The following is a 16,341-nucleotide window of genomic DNA, read 5'->3' as shown; positions in this document are numbered from 1 at the left end:
GCTTAAAAAGAAAATTTAATTCGTGGAAATTCGTGAAATTCGTGGCTAAAGAAAACATCAAAATATAAAGTTCCCCGCAAAAAATATACAAAATGAAAAGAAGAGAATTTATCGAAAAAACAGCTGCAAGTACTGCCTTATTAAGTTTAGGATTGTCATTGAGCAGTTTTGGAAATGACGATATAAAACACTTAACTATTCTGCATACAAACGATGTTCACAGTCATATAGATCCGTTTCCGGCTGATGATCCGCGTAACCCAAATAAAGGCGGCGTATCTCGTCGTGCGGCGCTTATTGAAACGATTCGCAGGGAAAATCCAAATGTTCTTTTATTAGATGCGGGTGATATTTTTCAGGGAACTCCGTATTTTAATTATTACGGGGGTGAATTAGAATTTAAGTTAATGAGTATGATGAAATATGATGCATCAACTATTGGAAATCATGATTTTGACAATGGTCTTGATGGTTTGTATGCTCAAATGCCTCATGCTACTTTTGAATTTATAAATTCTAATTACGATTTTAAAAATACCGTAATGAATGGTTTGGTGAAACCTTATAAAATTTTCAATAAAAACGGAATTAAGGTTGGTGTTTTTGGTGTGGGAATTGAACTGCAAGGTTTGGTTGACAAAGAATTATACAAGGAAACTGTTTATAATGATCCTGTAGAAGCTGCTCAGGATATGACACGTTTATTGAAACAGGAAGAAAAATGCGATTTAGTAATTTGTCTTTCGCATCTTGGATATAAATATAAAGATGAGCCTTCGAAAATTTCTGACTTAAAATTTGCGGAACTTACTCAGGATATTGATTTAATTATTGGCGGACATACGCACACTTTTCTTGACAAACCTACTATTGTAAAAAACAAAGCTGGAAAAGAGGTATTGGTTAATCAGGTTGGCTGTTACGGAATCAATTTAGGTCGTATCGATTTTTATTTTGATAAGGATAAAGCCCACAGCAATCAAGCGAGATCAATTATTGTATAAAGATCTTTTATGCATTTTTATTTTTTCGAGGAAATATTCGACCATAAAGTAGTAGGCTAAAATTTGTGTTATATCACGAATTAAAACTAAAACTACGGAGTGTGAAAAGTATTCGTTGAAGATGTAAAATATATCTGAAAAAATATAACTAACTGCCATTAATGACATTAAAAGGGTTATAAATGTGCCTTTTGTAATATAACTTACAAAGGAGAAATAGCTTATGTAACTGAGGATTATTCCGTAGATAATATAGATATAATCGAACTTTTTAGTGTTGTCAAATTTCATACTGAGTACTGAAATAAGCAGGTAAACGATAAAAATTATGACTAAGGATATTGGTAAAATATCCTTTTTTTGTAGTTTGATTTTTTCGTGTTCTACTATAAAAAGCTTCATGATAAGGGCGTAGACAACAAGAAAACTTATTACGGCTCCAATTTCTGAAACCTCAACATCCATAAGGTCAAAAACCTGGCCTATAAAACAAAATGCAAAAATAAAGCTTTCGGTTTTCTTGATTTTGAATTCACTGCTTATTAAAAAATAAATAAAAATTGCAGGCAGCACTATTGCCTTTGCATAAATTGCAAGGAAGTCTTGTTCTGTCCAATCAAAAATAATTGTAAACAGCAGCGCCAGGAAGAATAAAATTAACGATGGTTTATTAGCCTTCATTCAGTTTAGTTATAAAATCATCTTCAGATAGTATAGGAATATTCAATTTATTTGCTTTTTCTAATTTAGCCGGTCCCATGTTATCTCCCGCCACGACAAAGTCGGTTTTTGCAGAAATCGAACTTCCTACTTTTCCACCGTTATCTTCAATCGTCTTTTTTAAATCGTCTCTCGAAAATTGGCTGAAAACTCCTGAAACAACAAAAGTTTTTCCAATAAATTTCTCGGTAGCATCTGGGTTTATTCTTTCTACGGTTTCAAATTGAACTCCATAACTTTTAAGACGTTCAATTATGATTTTATTTTCTTCGTTTTCAAAAAATTCTATTACGCTTTTGGCAATTCTTTCTCCAATTTCATCTACCAAAATTAAATCCATTAAAGAGGCCTGACTTAAAGCGTCGATATTTTTATAATGTTTCGCCAGTTTTTTGGCTACGGTTTCTCCAACAAAACGAATTCCGAGTGCAAACAGTACGCTTTCAAATGGAATTTCTTTTGATTTTTCTACTCCTTTTACCAAATTTTCGGCTGATTTTTGCGCCATTCTTTCCAGATGCAAAATATCTTCCACTTTCAATTCGTATAAATCGGCGTAATTGTGAACTAGATTATTCTTGAAGAGCAGCGCTACTGTTTCTCCGCCCAGTCCTTCGATATCCATTGCTTTTCTCGAAATGTAATGCTGCACTCTTCCGATAATCTGCGGAGGACAACCGTAAAAATTCGGGCAGTAATGATTTGCTTCTCCGGCATTTCGAACCAATTCGGTTTGACATTCCGGACAATGCGTTATGTAGTGTGTTATTTCTGAATTTTCGGGACGTTTGTCTAAATCTACAGCGATAATTTTTGGGATAATCTCTCCTCCTTTTTCAACAAAAACGGTATCATTTATTCTAATATCCAGTTTTTCAATTTGGTCTGCATTGTGAAGAGATGCTCTTTTTACAATGGTTCCCGCCAATTGAACTGGTTCCAAATTGGCCACCGGAGTAATGGCTCCTGTACGCCCAACTTGATACGATATTGATTTTAATTTGGTTGAAACCTGCTCTGATTTGAATTTGTATGCGATTGCCCAGCGTGGTGATTTTGCTGTATATCCTAATTCTTCCTGAGAGTGTATGCTGTTTACTTTGATTACAACACCATCTGTTTCATAAGGTAATTGATGACGATGTACGTCCCAATAGTCAATAAAGTCGAAAACTTCCTGCATGTTATTGACTAACTTGGCTTCGTTTGGTACTTTGAATCCCCATTTTCTGGCCGATTCTAATCCTTCGTATTGGGTTTTAAACGGAAGGTTATTTCCTGTTACAAAATAAAGTAAACATTCGAGCGGACGTTTTGCAACTTCGGCACTGTCTTGTAATTTTAAACTTCCTGAAGCTGTATTTCTTGGGTTTGAATAGGGAGTTTCGCCAATTTCGATCAATTCCTGATTCATTTTTTCGAATCCTGCATGCGGAAGAATAATTTCTCCCCGAATGTCAAATTTTTCAGGGTAATCTCCTTTTAATTTGATTGGAATTGACTTGATTGTTTTGATGTTATTGGTCACCTCATCTCCCTGAAAACCGTCACCGCGCGTCAACGCCTGAACTAGTTTTCCGTTTTCATAAGAGATACTGATTGAAGCTCCGTCGTATTTTAATTCGCAGGTATATTGCAGATTTACATTTCCCAGTACGCGCTGAATTCTGTTTTCCCAATCGATTAAATCTTCTTTCGAATAGGAATTATCAAGAGAATACATTCTGTATTGGTGCGCAATAGTTTTGAAGTTTTTTGTTACGGCTCCGCCTACTCTTTGCGTTGGCGAATCTTCATCAAAAAATTCCGGATTTTTATTTTCTAAATCCTGAAGCTGCTTTAGTTTTATATCAAAATCGTAATCAGAAATTGTGGCGTTATCCAACACATAGTAGTTGTAATTGTGTTGATTAAGTTCGTCTCTTAAGGTTTGAATGGTTTCCTGAATACTCATAAAATGCTAAAATAATGCTGATTTTGATTTGAAATAAATGAATATCAAAATTAGGATTATTTTTGTTCAAATAACATTAAACACAAAAGTTTTATAAAATCAAAAATCAGGCTGCAAAAATTTGCGGCCTGATTTTCTCCTTGTCCATTATTCTTAAAAAAGAATTTTAAAAAACCAACTTCCAAATGGTTTCTACGTTCTATATCTTAAAATCTGATTATCAACAAATTAGATCACAAATATAGTACTATTTTTGAATAATGATGAAATCGGAGCGTCTGTTTAACAAATGTTCTTCTTCAGTACATTTCACTCCATTTTTGCATTTATTGATTAATCGGGTTTCACCGTAACCAATGGCACTTTCGATTCTTGAAGCATCAATTCCCTGAGAGATAATATAATCTCTTGTTGATTTTGCTCTGTTATCTGAAAGTTTTAAATTATAAGCATCTTTCCCTCTTGAATCTGTATGTGATTCAATTTTGATTCTGATGTTTGGAAATTTCTGCATGATGAAAACTACTTTTGTCAATTCTTCGACTGCTAAAGGTGTAATGTCATATTTGTCGTAGTCAAAGTAAATTGGGTTAACATCTACTTTTTCAACACCTTTCTTTTTCACCACTAAATCGTCATAATTGCTGAGTTCAAAATTGATATTTGGAATTTCGCCTTCATTTTCTTTTGTAGTTTCTACGGTTTTTTCGTCGCTGCTGTAATTTGGTTTGGCAGCAATCATGTTAACCAATTTATTACATGGAACAACAATGGCATATTTTCCTTCGTAGTTTGTTTTGGTTTCCCCTAAAACTTCTTTAAAAGAATTGTAAGCCATAACGGTAACATCTGATAATGGAAGTTTCGATTTTCTGTCAACGGCGATTCCCGAAATACTTTGGTTACAAACTGGTTTTCCTTTTACGAAAGAATAAATATCATCGTCGCCTTTTCCTCCTGCTCTGTTTGAGGAAACATATCCGTAACTGTCTGACTTATCTACGATATAAGCAAAATCGTCTTTGTTACTGTTTATTGGAGCGCCAAGGTTTCTTGGTGTTGTAAAAGTTCCGTCTGATAAAAATTTGCTTTCATAAACATCTAAATCTCCTAAGCCATAATGTCCATCTGAAGAAAAATAAAGCATTCCGTTTCTGTAATAAGGAAAAAGATCATTACCAATTGTATTGATTTTTGGTCCCAGATTGAGCGGCGTGCTCATTGTTCCGTCATCTGAAATTTTTACCACATACAAATCGGTTTCACCAAATCCGCCCGGCATGTCTGATGCGAAGAAAAGCCATTTTCCGTCATCGCTTAAAGAAGGATGCCCAACTGAATAATCATCGCTGCTAAAGAATACGTTTTGCGGATTTTCTAATTTATTATCTACAACATCACCTCTAACAATTTGAAAGTTATTGACTTTATCGCCATCAACAACTAATTTGTTTTTCTTTAAAATGTTAGTCGTATAATAAATAGTTTTTCCTGCTGCATCAAATGTGGCTGTTGCTTCGTGATATTTACTCATTACGTTTGGAATGAATAAACTTTCGTTGAAGAGACTTCCATCTGCAGGATTTCTTTCGGAAACATATAAATTCAGGAAGGGCTGATTGTTCCAGGTGTATAGTTTTTCGCTAAACTTGGTTGTATCTCTCGCCGAAGTAAAGACAATTTTTTCCTGAAAAAATGTGGTCCCAAAGTCAGATTTACCGGTATTGATATCCAGATTTTTAATTTGATACAGTGGTTTTGCTTTCGCTAAACTATCTAATTGCTTTTTCTGGGCAACATAACGGTCTATTTCCTTTTGATCTCCTTTTTTATCCAGATATTCTTTTGTTACTCTATCTGCTTCATCATAATCCATGACTGCTTTCATGGTTTGAATGTATCTTAGATAGTAAATATCCGTTAGGTTATTACCCTGTGCTTCGTATAGTTTTCTATACCATTTTAGGGCATTTCGTGCATCAGAAATAAAATAATACGAGTCTCCGGCATTTTTTAATGTTTGTGTCGACGGACTTTTAATATTCTGTAATATTTCTTCGTAAGCCTTTGATGCATCTGTATAGGAATAATTTCTAAACAAAGCATCTGCTTTCTTTAAATTAGTCTTTTGAGCAAAACTAAACGTAATGCTCAAGACTAAACTTAGGATATATAATTTTTTCATATGTTTTGTTTTTAGAAGAATCGAGGAGATTTAATTTTGCTTTGTCCTTTGTTGAATGAATAACGCAAGATGAATTCGTGTGTTCCATCATTGTATTTATTCAATTGACTTGTGGTGTAATCAAAAGCATAACCTAGATAAAAACTAGGTGATATTTGAAAACCTGCCAGAATACTTACAGAATCGTCTGTTCTGTATGATCCTCCAATAACAAATTTCTCAGCAATCATAAAATTCGCCGATACATCAGCAGTAATCGGTGCTCCGCTTACTGCTTTTACTAAAAATGCTGGTTTGAACTTTAAATTTGGGTTCAAATCAAAAACATATCCTCCCATTAAATAATAATGTAAACGATCGTAATCTATCGATTCCTGTACATCATCATAATAATTGTTTTCAATAAAACTTGGAATAGAGAATCCTAAATACCATTTTTCTGTGTAATAGTAAATTCCGGCTCCTACTGCCAGTTTCATTTGATTGTCTATATTTTGGTTTAGGAGAACATCATTATCATTGTAATATCTTCCTTTTGACCAATCTATATTTAGCATTCTCATACCTGCTTTTATACCAAATGCTAATCTTTTTTCGTACCCAAGAGGTAATGAATAAGAGAAGTTTCCGTCAAGGTATAATTCATTTGAAGGACCAATTTTGTCGTTAACAACACTTAACCCTAAACCGATTTTTTCATTTGAAAGCGGTCCGTGAATGGAAAACGATTGTGTTTCTGGTGCTCCTGAAATTCCTACCCATTGTGAACGGTGTAAAAGTGTGGCTTCGAGAGTGCCGGTAGATCCGGCATAAGCCGGATTTACCGCCATTGTATTATACATATACTGCGTATATTGAGGATCTTGTTGTGCACTGACGCAAACTGTAATAAAAGAACATATTAAAATGAAATACGTTTCTAATGGTTTTATATATAGTTTCATAACGATACTTATTTAGTTTAATTAATTAGATGATTAATAGAATGTTATCTCATTATTGATAGCCATCCTTTTTTAACCGTTCCATCTCCAATGGTAATCACATAAAAATAAGTACCTGTTGGCAGCATATCTCCTCTATTAACTACTCCGGATACATTTGCAGTTCCGTCCCAATCGTTCTCATAGTGTGCTTTGCTGTACACTAATGCACCATATCTGTTAAAAACTTTTAACTCGTTATTAGGGAATGTTTCGATACAATCAATTCTAAACAAGTCATTAGCTCCGTCATTATTTGGTGTAAACTCATTGTAAACTGTTAAACAAATTGGCTCAACCGAAGCTGAAGCTGAATTGTTTGTTGCATCGACATCTAAAGGAGTTGAGTTTTCGATAGTAGCAACATTTAAGTAGTTTCCGCTTGAAAGTACTTCTGCAACTATTGTTAACGTTACACTTTGTCCTGCAGGAAGTGTTGGAATTGTCCAAAGTCCTGTTGCCGGATTAAATGTTCCTGTTGATGTATTAGAGCTAACTAAATTATATCCTGTTGGTAATAAATCACTAACAAGTGTATTGATGAAACTTCCTTCGCCAACATTGTTTACTGTTATCGTAAATGTTACGTTGTCTCCAAAATTTGGCGTTGGATTATCAACCACATTCGTAATTGTTAAATCAGAACATGTTGCTACTGTTACGTTTAGGAATTTTGTTGTGGTTTCGTCACAAGTATTTGTGTAAGTAACCTCAACTCTTCCCGGTCCAATATCTGACCATGAGATTGTTGCAGATCCGTCTGCAGTTCCTCCGCCAGAAGTGATTGTTCCGTTTGTAACTGACCAAACATAATTTGATTTTCCATTTGCAATTGAATAGGTTACTCCCTGGAAAACACATGGTGTGTCGTCTGTAGTTGTAAGCTGTACTAAAGCATCATTTTCAAAGGCAATTGTAATACCCAATCTTGTCGCGCTTTCACATCCGTTTGTTGTGTTACTAAGTGCGGCAGCATAATAGGTACCGGCTGTTAGTAATGTTCCTGCCGGAAGTGGTGTTCCGCCTGTAGCAGTAGCGTAGAACACAACGTTTGGTTCATTAACTAAAATGTTGGCTAATGTTGGCAATTTAGATAAACAGAACGTTTGTGTTGTGTTTGGCGTTGTAATGACACCCGGAGTATTTACATTTACCGCAACTGCTAATCTCACTGGATTTTCACAATTTATAGCACTTGATACAGCTCCATAATATGTTCCTGTTGTTAAAGCTGTTGTGGCTGGCAATGCTGTTCCGCCTGTAGCAGAAGTATACCAGATCACATTTGCTTCGTTTACCTGAATATTGGCAACTGTTGGTGCATTTATAGAACAGAAATCTTGTGTAGCATCTGTTGTAGTTGGCGTTGGACTCGGATCTGTTACTGTAACTGTAACTTGCAAACGAGTTGAGCTTTCACAACCTGTTGCCGGATCTACAATGTTTCCATAATAAACTCCAGATGTTAAGGCTGTAGTTGCCGGAATTGCTGTTCCGCCTGTTGCTGTGCTAAACCAAGTTACATTGCTTTCGTTTACCTGAATGCTTGCAATTGTTGGTGAAGCTGTTGAACAGAAGCTTTGAGCTGCATTTGTTGTTGTTGGATTTATTGTATTTCCAACTGTAACTGCAACTAATAATCTCACGCTGCTTTCACATCCTGTTACCGGATCCTGAATTGCTCCGTAATAATTACCTGTTGCTAAAGCTGTTGTTGCAGGAATTGCTGTTCCGCCTGTAACAGTTGTGTACCAAACCACATTTGTTTCATTTACCTGAATGTTAGCAACTGTTGGTGCGTTTCCAGAACAGAAAGTCTGTGTAGCATCTGTAGTTGTTGGTGTAGCAGGATCTGTTACACTTACTGCAACTGCTAATCTTACCGCACTTTGACAATTTGTTGCCGGATCTAAAATGGCTGCATAATAAGTTCCATTTGTCAAAGCAGTTGTTGCTGGAATCGCTGTTCCACCTGTTGCTGTACTGTACCAAACTATATTTGATTCATTTACCTGAATATTAGCAAAAGTTGGTGCATTAACTAAACAGAAGTCTTGTGTTGCATCTGTTGTAGTTGGTGTTCCAGGATCGGTTACACTTACTGCAACTGCTAATCTAACATTGCTTTCGCAGTTTGTTGTCTCGCAGTTGGTTGTCGGATTTAGAATTGAAGCATAATAATTTCCTGTTACTAAGACTGTTGTAGCTGGAATTGCTGTTCCGCCTGTGGCAGCTGTGTACCAAACTATTGTTCCTGTTGCCGGTGTATTTACCTGAATGTCGGCAACTGTTGGTGCATCAACTAAACAGAAATCTTGTGTTGCATCTGTAGTTGTCGGTGTATTTGGATCACTTATAATAATTACGGCATCTTGTAATGTTCCTGCAAGATTTTCACAAGTATTATCGCTGGCAACTGCCACGTGATAAGTAATTGGACTCATTGCTTTTGTTAATCCTACAGCTGTTAAAACACCTGCTGCATTGATTGTATAAGTAACTCCTGCTATAACTGAACCATTTGTTATAGGCTGTGTTCTGGCTGCATCTAAATACCAGGTAAATACCGGATTTGTTAATGTTGGTGCAGTTGGAGTTAATGATGCCGGCACACTGTGACAAACTGTTAAATCATCAACTAAAATATCATTTACAGTTGAAGGAGGCAGAATTGTGAATGTAATTTGTTTTCTGTCTGCAACTGCAGTTTCACAAAATTGATCTCCGCTAACTCCTACATAATAGGTATAAGTTCCCGGAGCTAATCCGTTAACGATTAACTGTGCAGTTGTTTCTCCAGGAATCAACTGAGCGGTAGTTCCGTTAAAGCTATACCAGTAATAAACAGGATTTGTTACAACTGGTGTTCCGCTTAAACTTGTTGCTAAAGTTACCGTTCCTGAAGGAGAACAAATTGAAGTTGTTGTTCCTCCATTTAAAGTAATATTTGTTAATGCATTTACCGGAGCAGAAGCTTTAATTTCAACTGTTACTTCTCCTCTTGCAAAAGTTTCACAACCATAACGTACTGGCTGAACGTAGTATTTATAGATTCCTGCTGTTAAACTTGCCGGTACTGTATAAGTAATTCCTGTAGCAAGTGCAGTTCCTCCTGTTGGTGCATCATACCAAATATAAGTTGAACAGGCTTCTTCTGGTATTTGAAGCGTTATATCTGTTCCCGGGCAGACCGTTATTTTATTATCCGGATCGGCTCCTATTACGGTTGTGTTTGCAACTCTTTCTACTGTATGAACTCTTAAGAAATCTAATACTCCTGCAACTCCTCCCAAACGAATTCTTACTCTATCGTAAACTTCTGTTGGTGAAGTAACAAGTGCTACTGCCATTGAATTTCCTGGCAATAATCTTAAGCTCAATAATGTACTTGTATTTTGAATTGGTGCCCCAACGGCAACACTTCCTAAATAACGCTGAATAGTAAATCCTGTCAATAAATTAACATCTAAAAGTGCTCCCGGTTTTGAGATCACAATTCTTAGTGTATCACTTACAACAGATGGTGTTTTAAATTCAACTGTTAAATCGGCAGCAGCTAAAACTCCTAATCCGCTATACATTGTTGCAAAAGTTGTAATGTCATTGTCTGCAATATTCCATGCATCGTTCACTCCTACTGCAGTTGTGACAGCTCCAATTCCTAAATCAGCTGCACCATAAAAAATATCGCGGATATCTCCAGCCGTACAAGCTACACTTGAAACTGATCTGTTATAATGTGCGTCGAATACTTTTGTATTTTGGGCTGCACTTAATAGTGAAGCTGACTGAATACGTATTCCGTCATAATCCTGAGGACCCGAAGCATCTGAAGGAACAAAAGTAAATTCATAGGTATTATCTCCAGAAATTAAATTCAATAAAGAACCTGATACAGACTGCATTGTTCCAATGTCAACTCCTCCAATTGTTCCAATTACTGATAAATTTTGACCTACTGCTAATAAACTTAATTCAGAACCCAATTTAATAGTTACTGGTGTTCCTTTTACAATTGGCGCCGGCCAAGTTAAATTTTGCCAGGTTGTACCCACTCCTAAAAGTCCTAAACCTGTAGTAATTGTAGAGAATGTCTGTGGATCACCGTCGACTGCATTTGCACCGTCAGTAACCGTTCCTGTAACTATTGATCCCATTGTTTGTGCAGTTGCATAAACTCTTTCTGTTAATGATTGACAGTTACTAAGATCAATTACATTAATTACTTTAGTTGCAGTTGCAGAACAAATTCCGTCGCTGGCAACAACTGTATACGTATAAACTCCCGGTGTATTTAAAACTCCGGTAGTAAATGTTGGTCCTGTTAAAGCATTTCCTTGCGGATCAAACCACGAAATTGTTCCGGTTGATGTCGCTGTTAAGGTAACGTTTGATCCTATATTTACAGATTCTGATGGGTTTGTTACAACCAAACTCGGTAATGCATTTATTGTCACAGTTACAGATTGCTGTACTGAAGGACAAGTAACGCCATTACCCTGAGCTAAAATTGAATAAACACCACTTAATGTAATATTAGCCGCAGCATCTGCAGTTATTACATTATTTGATGGATCATAAAAAGTATAAGTTGTATTTCCTGTTGAATCAAAATTAGTTATCGCATCTCCTAAATTAGCACTTCCACAACCTGCTAACGTTGCATTTACAGTTAAAACAGTAGTTGAAGGGAAGTTAACGGTTACTTGTTTTAATGATCCATTTACATTTTCACAAGTTCCGCCATTTAAGATTGATACAAAATAATTATAAGGTGTTCCTGCAGCATTTAAACCTGCTATGGTAAGTTCTCCTGTTATAGCATCTTTAGTAAATGTTACTCCCGGTTGAGCTGCTACTGTAGTTCCTGTTATAATTTCCTGAGTTTTATTTTGATCTGTATAATATTTAAACTCAGCCCCTGCAATTGTCGATGATGTTGGCGTTAATACTGCACCTCCGGCGCAAGTCGCCTCAACTGGAGTTGCAATTATAACATCAGCATCTGTAGGAATTGGCAGTACTGTAACTGTAACAGCCTGACGTAAACTATTAATACAAGTTCCTCCACGAGTTCCTTCTAAATAATATGTTGTAGTAGAAGTTAATGGAAGCGTTGGATTAACAGCTACAATATTTCCGCCTGTTGGAGCATCATACCAGGTAAAGGTTTCTGTACCTGTTGAAGATGCTATTAAAGAAGCTGTCTGTCCTGAACAAATTGGTGCTGAAGCCCCTGTAATTGCTGCATTTGGAAATCTGTAAGAAGCATCATAAATATCTAAAGATACAAGTGCACTTAGTATTCCTGTTAATCGAACTTGTACACTTGTAAATGGACCGGCAGCAACAAAGCTTGCTCTAAAACGGTTACCACCTAAAAGCTGAACATTAACAAGATTGTTAATATTAGACTGATCTGCATTAGGAGTTACTCCATTAAAACTTTGTAAACTAATATTAGAAAGAGCACTAATATCCAGTAAACCAACAGGAATTCCCAACTCAACATCAATTATATCCCCTGCTTGACCCGGAGATGTAAAAGTTAATGTTTGCTGTATGTAATCCAATAATCCTAAAGGAATTGTAAGTGTAGTTGCTGTTGCATTGTTACCGTCAACAGAAGCTGCGTCATTAGCTGAAGTACATGTAATACAGCCCAAAACTACTCCTCCTCTTGCAATAGCCTGAGAGTTTGCTTGCAAACAAGTACTAATAGTATTTATTACAATTACATTAATAACTCCTCTTACTGGGTTTGCACAATTTGTTGCTACATCTACTGCCTCAACATAATAGCTTTTATTTACTGTTAAAACTGGACTTGGTGTATACGTTTGCGTATTAGTCGCTATTGGTAAACCACCTGTTGCAACATCATACCAATTGTAGAAAACGCCAGCAACCGGATTTGAAACGGATAAGGTAACTGTTTGCCCAGATTGTATAATAACATCCTGAGAAGCAAAAGTTGGCACCGCTGGTAAAGGAGTTACCGTTAAATTTACAGCCGTACGTGTTGGTGTTGAACAACTTCCAATAACTGCTTCAACATAATAATTTGTATTTGCTGTTAAAGCCGGTGTCGTAAATGAAGTTCCTGTAAATACCAAATTTCCTCCTGATGCAGCATCATACCAATTATAAGTAGTACCTGCCACCGGAGTCTGAACCGTTAAAGTAGTTGTCCCTCCGCTGCATATTGTTGATGGAGAAACATCAATTACCGGCAATACAGGATTATTTACTAAAACCTGAACCGGATTTCTTTCACTATTAACACAGCCATTTCTTGTTATTTCAACATAATAAGTTGTTGCTGTTGTTAAAGCCGGAGTTGTAAATGCAGCTGTAGAAGCTAGTGAAGCTCCGCCAGTCGCTGCGCTATACCAATTAACAGTTTCACCAACTGCAAGAGTCGCGGTTAACGTTGTTGTCTGTCCGCTGCAAATGGTTGTATTTCCTGTTATAACCGGAGCTTTATATCTATAAGTTGCCTGATAAATATCTAAATTTGTCAATACTGTTGCCAAACCTCTTAATCGAATTTCTACACGATCAAAATTGGCTCCGGCAACTACGCTTGCTCTAAAACGATCACCGCTTAATAATTGCAGAGTAATTAACGGATTGTTAATTGAAACTCTGTCATTATTATAAGTTGCTCCATTATACGTTGCAAGACTAACAGCTCCTAATAATGAAAGATCAGCTAATCCGCCTGGTAATTCTAATTCAACATCAACAATATCACCCGTTTTACCCGGATTAGTAAATTGTAATGTCTGCTGAACCCATCCATTAATTAAACCAATTGGAACAGTAAGTCTCGCTGCTGTTGCAGGATTTCCATCTACCGAATTATTTGGATTTGTAGAACTACACAATAAACATAAACCATTTTGTGTTGTTTGCTGACTGCTGGCTTCAAGACATCCGCCTAAAGCTGCCGGCTGAACCGTAACGGTTATTGGAACTCTTACTGCACTAACACAACTTCCGTTTGGACTTTGAGCTTCAACAAAATATGTTTTTGTTGCAGTTAAAATAGGTGTTGTAAAAGTTGGTGTATTTGTTGCAACTGGTGTCCCTCCTGTAGGTACATCATACCAATTTAATTGTGCACCAACTTCAGAAGTTGTTGCATTTAAAGTTGCATTTTGACCTGACTGAATCGTAACACTTTGTGTCAAAACAGTTGGTGTTGCAGGAACTGCTGTAGAAACTACATTGACTGCAGTTCGTGTAGGACTTATACAACTTCCTATCGCACCTTCTACATAAAAAGTTGTAGTACCCAAAGGTACTGTAGGTGAATATGTTGTTCCCGTTGCTAATGCTACTCCTCCACTTGAAACAGAATACCAGGAGTATGTTGTTCCGGGAATAGGATTTAAAAGTGTTAAAGTTGTCTGCTGTGTTGCTCCTGTAGAACAAATAGCAGTTCCAGTGTTGTTAACCGCTGGTGCAACTGGATTAGAAACATTAAGAACAACTGGTACTCGAACATTGCCTTCGCATCCGGCAGCTCGGGAAATACCAATATAATAAGTAGTATTAGCATTTAATGCAGGAGTTGTAAAACTATTTCCTGTAATTAATGGTGTTGTCGACGCTGCTGAGCTATACCATGCAAGTGTAGTTCCTGCAGCAGGAGTTGCTGTAAGGGTTGGTGTAGCTCCGGCGCAAACCGTTTGCGTTAAACCGCCGGCAACTGTTGGCTGTGCAAATTCTAATCGGACATCATAAATTCGTAAGCTGACTAAAAGACTTAAAAGTCCGCCAACCTGAATTTGTACCTGATTTGCATCACCTGTTAAAGTGTACTTTGCAACTGCTACAGTATTTCCTGAAAGCAAATTTAAGTTCAGGAGCGGACTATTTAAAGCCACACTTGAACCTACATTTACGCCAGACAATTTGGTTTGAAGAGATGCATTAGATAATAATCCAACATCCAGCAAACCATTTCCTGTACCAAAATAAATTGCAATTTGATCTCCTGCTCTTGCTGTCTGGTTCAAGGTCAGTGTTTCTTCGACGAAACAGCCTACTCCAACAGCATTTGTCAGGGTTGCAAAAGTTGTTAAGCCCGCGCTGTCATAAGCGTTGGCCGGACTATCAACATTTAATCCTACACACAATAATCCGCCCTGACTATTTGTTTGAGACGTAGGTCTGCAAATAGTCTGCGCAAATGAATTCGTGCATAATAGGAATAAAAATAATAGTCCGAATAATCTCTTCTGAAAGTTGAGACTACAAAAAGTAAATTTTTTTTTCATAATTTGGAAGATTAGAAAATGGACAATAAAATACCTGCTGCCATAAGCACATATGCTTAGGCAATTAAAAAAAACATTAAAAATCAATTAGTTAAACTCTAAAACAAATCCTTAGCACATAAAGACTATAGTTTAAATTTTCATTAAAAAAATTACGTTGTGTCTGGTATACCGAAGTATACAATTGAGTCCTTTTTATTTTCTTTAAACAAAAAAATCTCGAAACTTTTAGGAAATATTGATCTACACCAATCTTCCAAATGAAGTGATTTGTTTTAAAATTAATTTTCATAAAAGAAAATTTAAAGTGTAGGGGGGAGAATTTTAATTCAATAATATTTAATCGATTTCAAATAGAAAGTTGATTACTCTTTCTATGATTTTGACTTCTCTAAAATCAAAATCTAAATTGAATTAATTAGACATTAAAGATTTGTCCATTAAAACAAAATTTAACAGACAACATGATCGTCTACGCAATGCAGACAACACTTTAAATATTTAGAATTGAATATTAAAAACTTTTGAAAAAAGTTTGTAACCAAAGAAGGATAATCAAAAGAGTGAAGAAGTTTGTTTTTCTTCAGAATAATAAAATATAAAGCTAAAATAATATGAAGACCTAATGCAAACTCAATAATAAAGAAAGTAAATGTCAGTTCCATAAGCAGGGCGATTAAAGTTATTATTATAAAGCCGATTCGATTATAATTATTACATAGTATATTTTGATCTTAAAAGTTCAACAGATAATTTTTTTTTGATTTTTATTGAAGAAAACCTAAAAAAACATTTTGTTTAACTTTTGTATTCTAAAATTAAAAAAAACAAAAGAATAAAACAAGTATAAAATTCTTATTTTTTTAACCCGAAGTAAAAATTAAAAATTAGCTAATCTTTGTTAATATAAGAAAATACGGAGTTTTTACTAGATAAACATCCCATTTTTCAAGGCTTAAAAATATTAACGTTTTTCTGTTAAAATTAATATTTGTAAGTTTTAAATTACAATAAAAATTACGCAATCGATTGATATTTAACAATTTTAAGTATATAATGGTCTAAAATTTACCGAAATTAAATAAACTCTTAAAATTTTAATTATTATTACAAAACCGCGTAAAAATACGGGTATCACAAAACACAAAAGTCTAAACAATAGTTAAAAAATTAAAAAAAGGATAAACAATTAACACAATTGCTTATC

General features: G+C 35.6%; 6 protein-coding genes. 1 reads left to right on the top strand and 5 read right to left on the bottom strand.

What is annotated here, in order from left to right; translation table 11 throughout:
• The first annotated feature begins 92 nt into the window (after nucleotides 1–92).
• A complete protein-coding gene (locus APR43_RS11700) occupies nucleotides 93–1,004 on the top strand; it encodes a bifunctional metallophosphatase/5'-nucleotidase (protein WP_053472134.1) in 912 nt (303 codons plus the stop codon).
• Here APR43_RS11700 and APR43_RS11695 read toward each other — a convergent pair.
• From APR43_RS11695 to APR43_RS11675, 5 genes are all read right to left on the bottom strand, one after another.
• On the bottom strand, nucleotides 990–1,685 hold the full coding sequence (locus tag APR43_RS11695; RefSeq protein ID WP_053472133.1) for a hypothetical protein: 696 nt from the start codon (nucleotides 1,683–1,685) through the stop codon (nucleotides 990–992). The two genes, APR43_RS11700 and APR43_RS11695, sit on opposite strands and share 15 nt — an antisense overlap.
• A complete protein-coding gene (gene ligA / locus APR43_RS11690) occupies nucleotides 1,675–3,678 on the bottom strand; it encodes an NAD-dependent DNA ligase LigA (RefSeq protein ID WP_053472132.1) in 2,004 nt (667 codons plus the stop codon). The genes APR43_RS11695 and ligA overlap by 11 nt, the downstream gene beginning before the upstream one ends.
• Nucleotides 3,679–3,925: 247 nt before the next feature.
• Nucleotides 3,926–5,863 (bottom strand): OmpA family protein, encoded by a 1,938-nt coding sequence (locus APR43_RS11685; RefSeq protein ID WP_053472131.1) that lies wholly within the window; start codon nucleotides 5,861–5,863, stop codon nucleotides 3,926–3,928.
• A gap of 11 nt (nucleotides 5,864–5,874) precedes the next feature.
• The gene (locus APR43_RS11680; RefSeq protein WP_053472130.1) at nucleotides 5,875–6,807 is read right to left on the bottom strand and encodes a type IX secretion system membrane protein PorP/SprF; all 933 of its coding nucleotides are present in this window, start codon (nucleotides 6,805–6,807) and stop codon (nucleotides 5,875–5,877) included.
• A 44-nt stretch (nucleotides 6,808–6,851) separates the two neighbouring features.
• Nucleotides 6,852–15,134 carry a gliding motility-associated C-terminal domain-containing protein gene (locus APR43_RS11675; RefSeq protein ID WP_240514949.1) on the bottom strand — a complete coding sequence of 2,761 codons (8,283 nt, stop codon included), beginning with the start codon at nucleotides 15,132–15,134 and terminating at the stop codon, nucleotides 6,852–6,854.
• Nucleotides 15,135–16,341: the final 1,207 nt, after the last annotated feature.

This window comes from Flavobacterium sp. NLM, assembly GCF_002210235.1.
GTDB classification, from domain to species: Bacteria; Bacteroidota; Bacteroidia; order Flavobacteriales; family Flavobacteriaceae; genus Flavobacterium; species Flavobacterium panici.
This window is presented reverse-complemented; position numbering and strand designations above follow the sequence as displayed.

What these genes read in the sequence shown, in the direction of transcription:
- APR43_RS11700 (WP_053472134.1), top strand. Translation starts at nt 93, where the DNA reads ATGAAAAGAAGAGAATTTATCGAAAAAACAGCTGCAAGTACTGCCTTA.
- APR43_RS11680 (WP_053472130.1), bottom strand. Translation starts at nt 6,807, where the DNA reads ATGAAACTATATATAAAACCATTAGAAACGTATTTCATTTTAATATGT.
- APR43_RS11695 (WP_053472133.1), bottom strand. Translation starts at nt 1,685, where the DNA reads ATGAAGGCTAATAAACCATCGTTAATTTTATTCTTCCTGGCGCTGCTG.
- APR43_RS11675 (WP_240514949.1), bottom strand. Translation starts at nt 15,134, where the DNA reads ATGAAAAAAAAATTTACTTTTTGTAGTCTCAACTTTCAGAAGAGATTA.
- APR43_RS11685 (WP_053472131.1), bottom strand. Translation starts at nt 5,863, where the DNA reads ATGAAAAAATTATATATCCTAAGTTTAGTCTTGAGCATTACGTTTAGT.
- ligA (WP_053472132.1), bottom strand. Translation starts at nt 3,678, where the DNA reads ATGAGTATTCAGGAAACCATTCAAACCTTAAGAGACGAACTTAATCAA.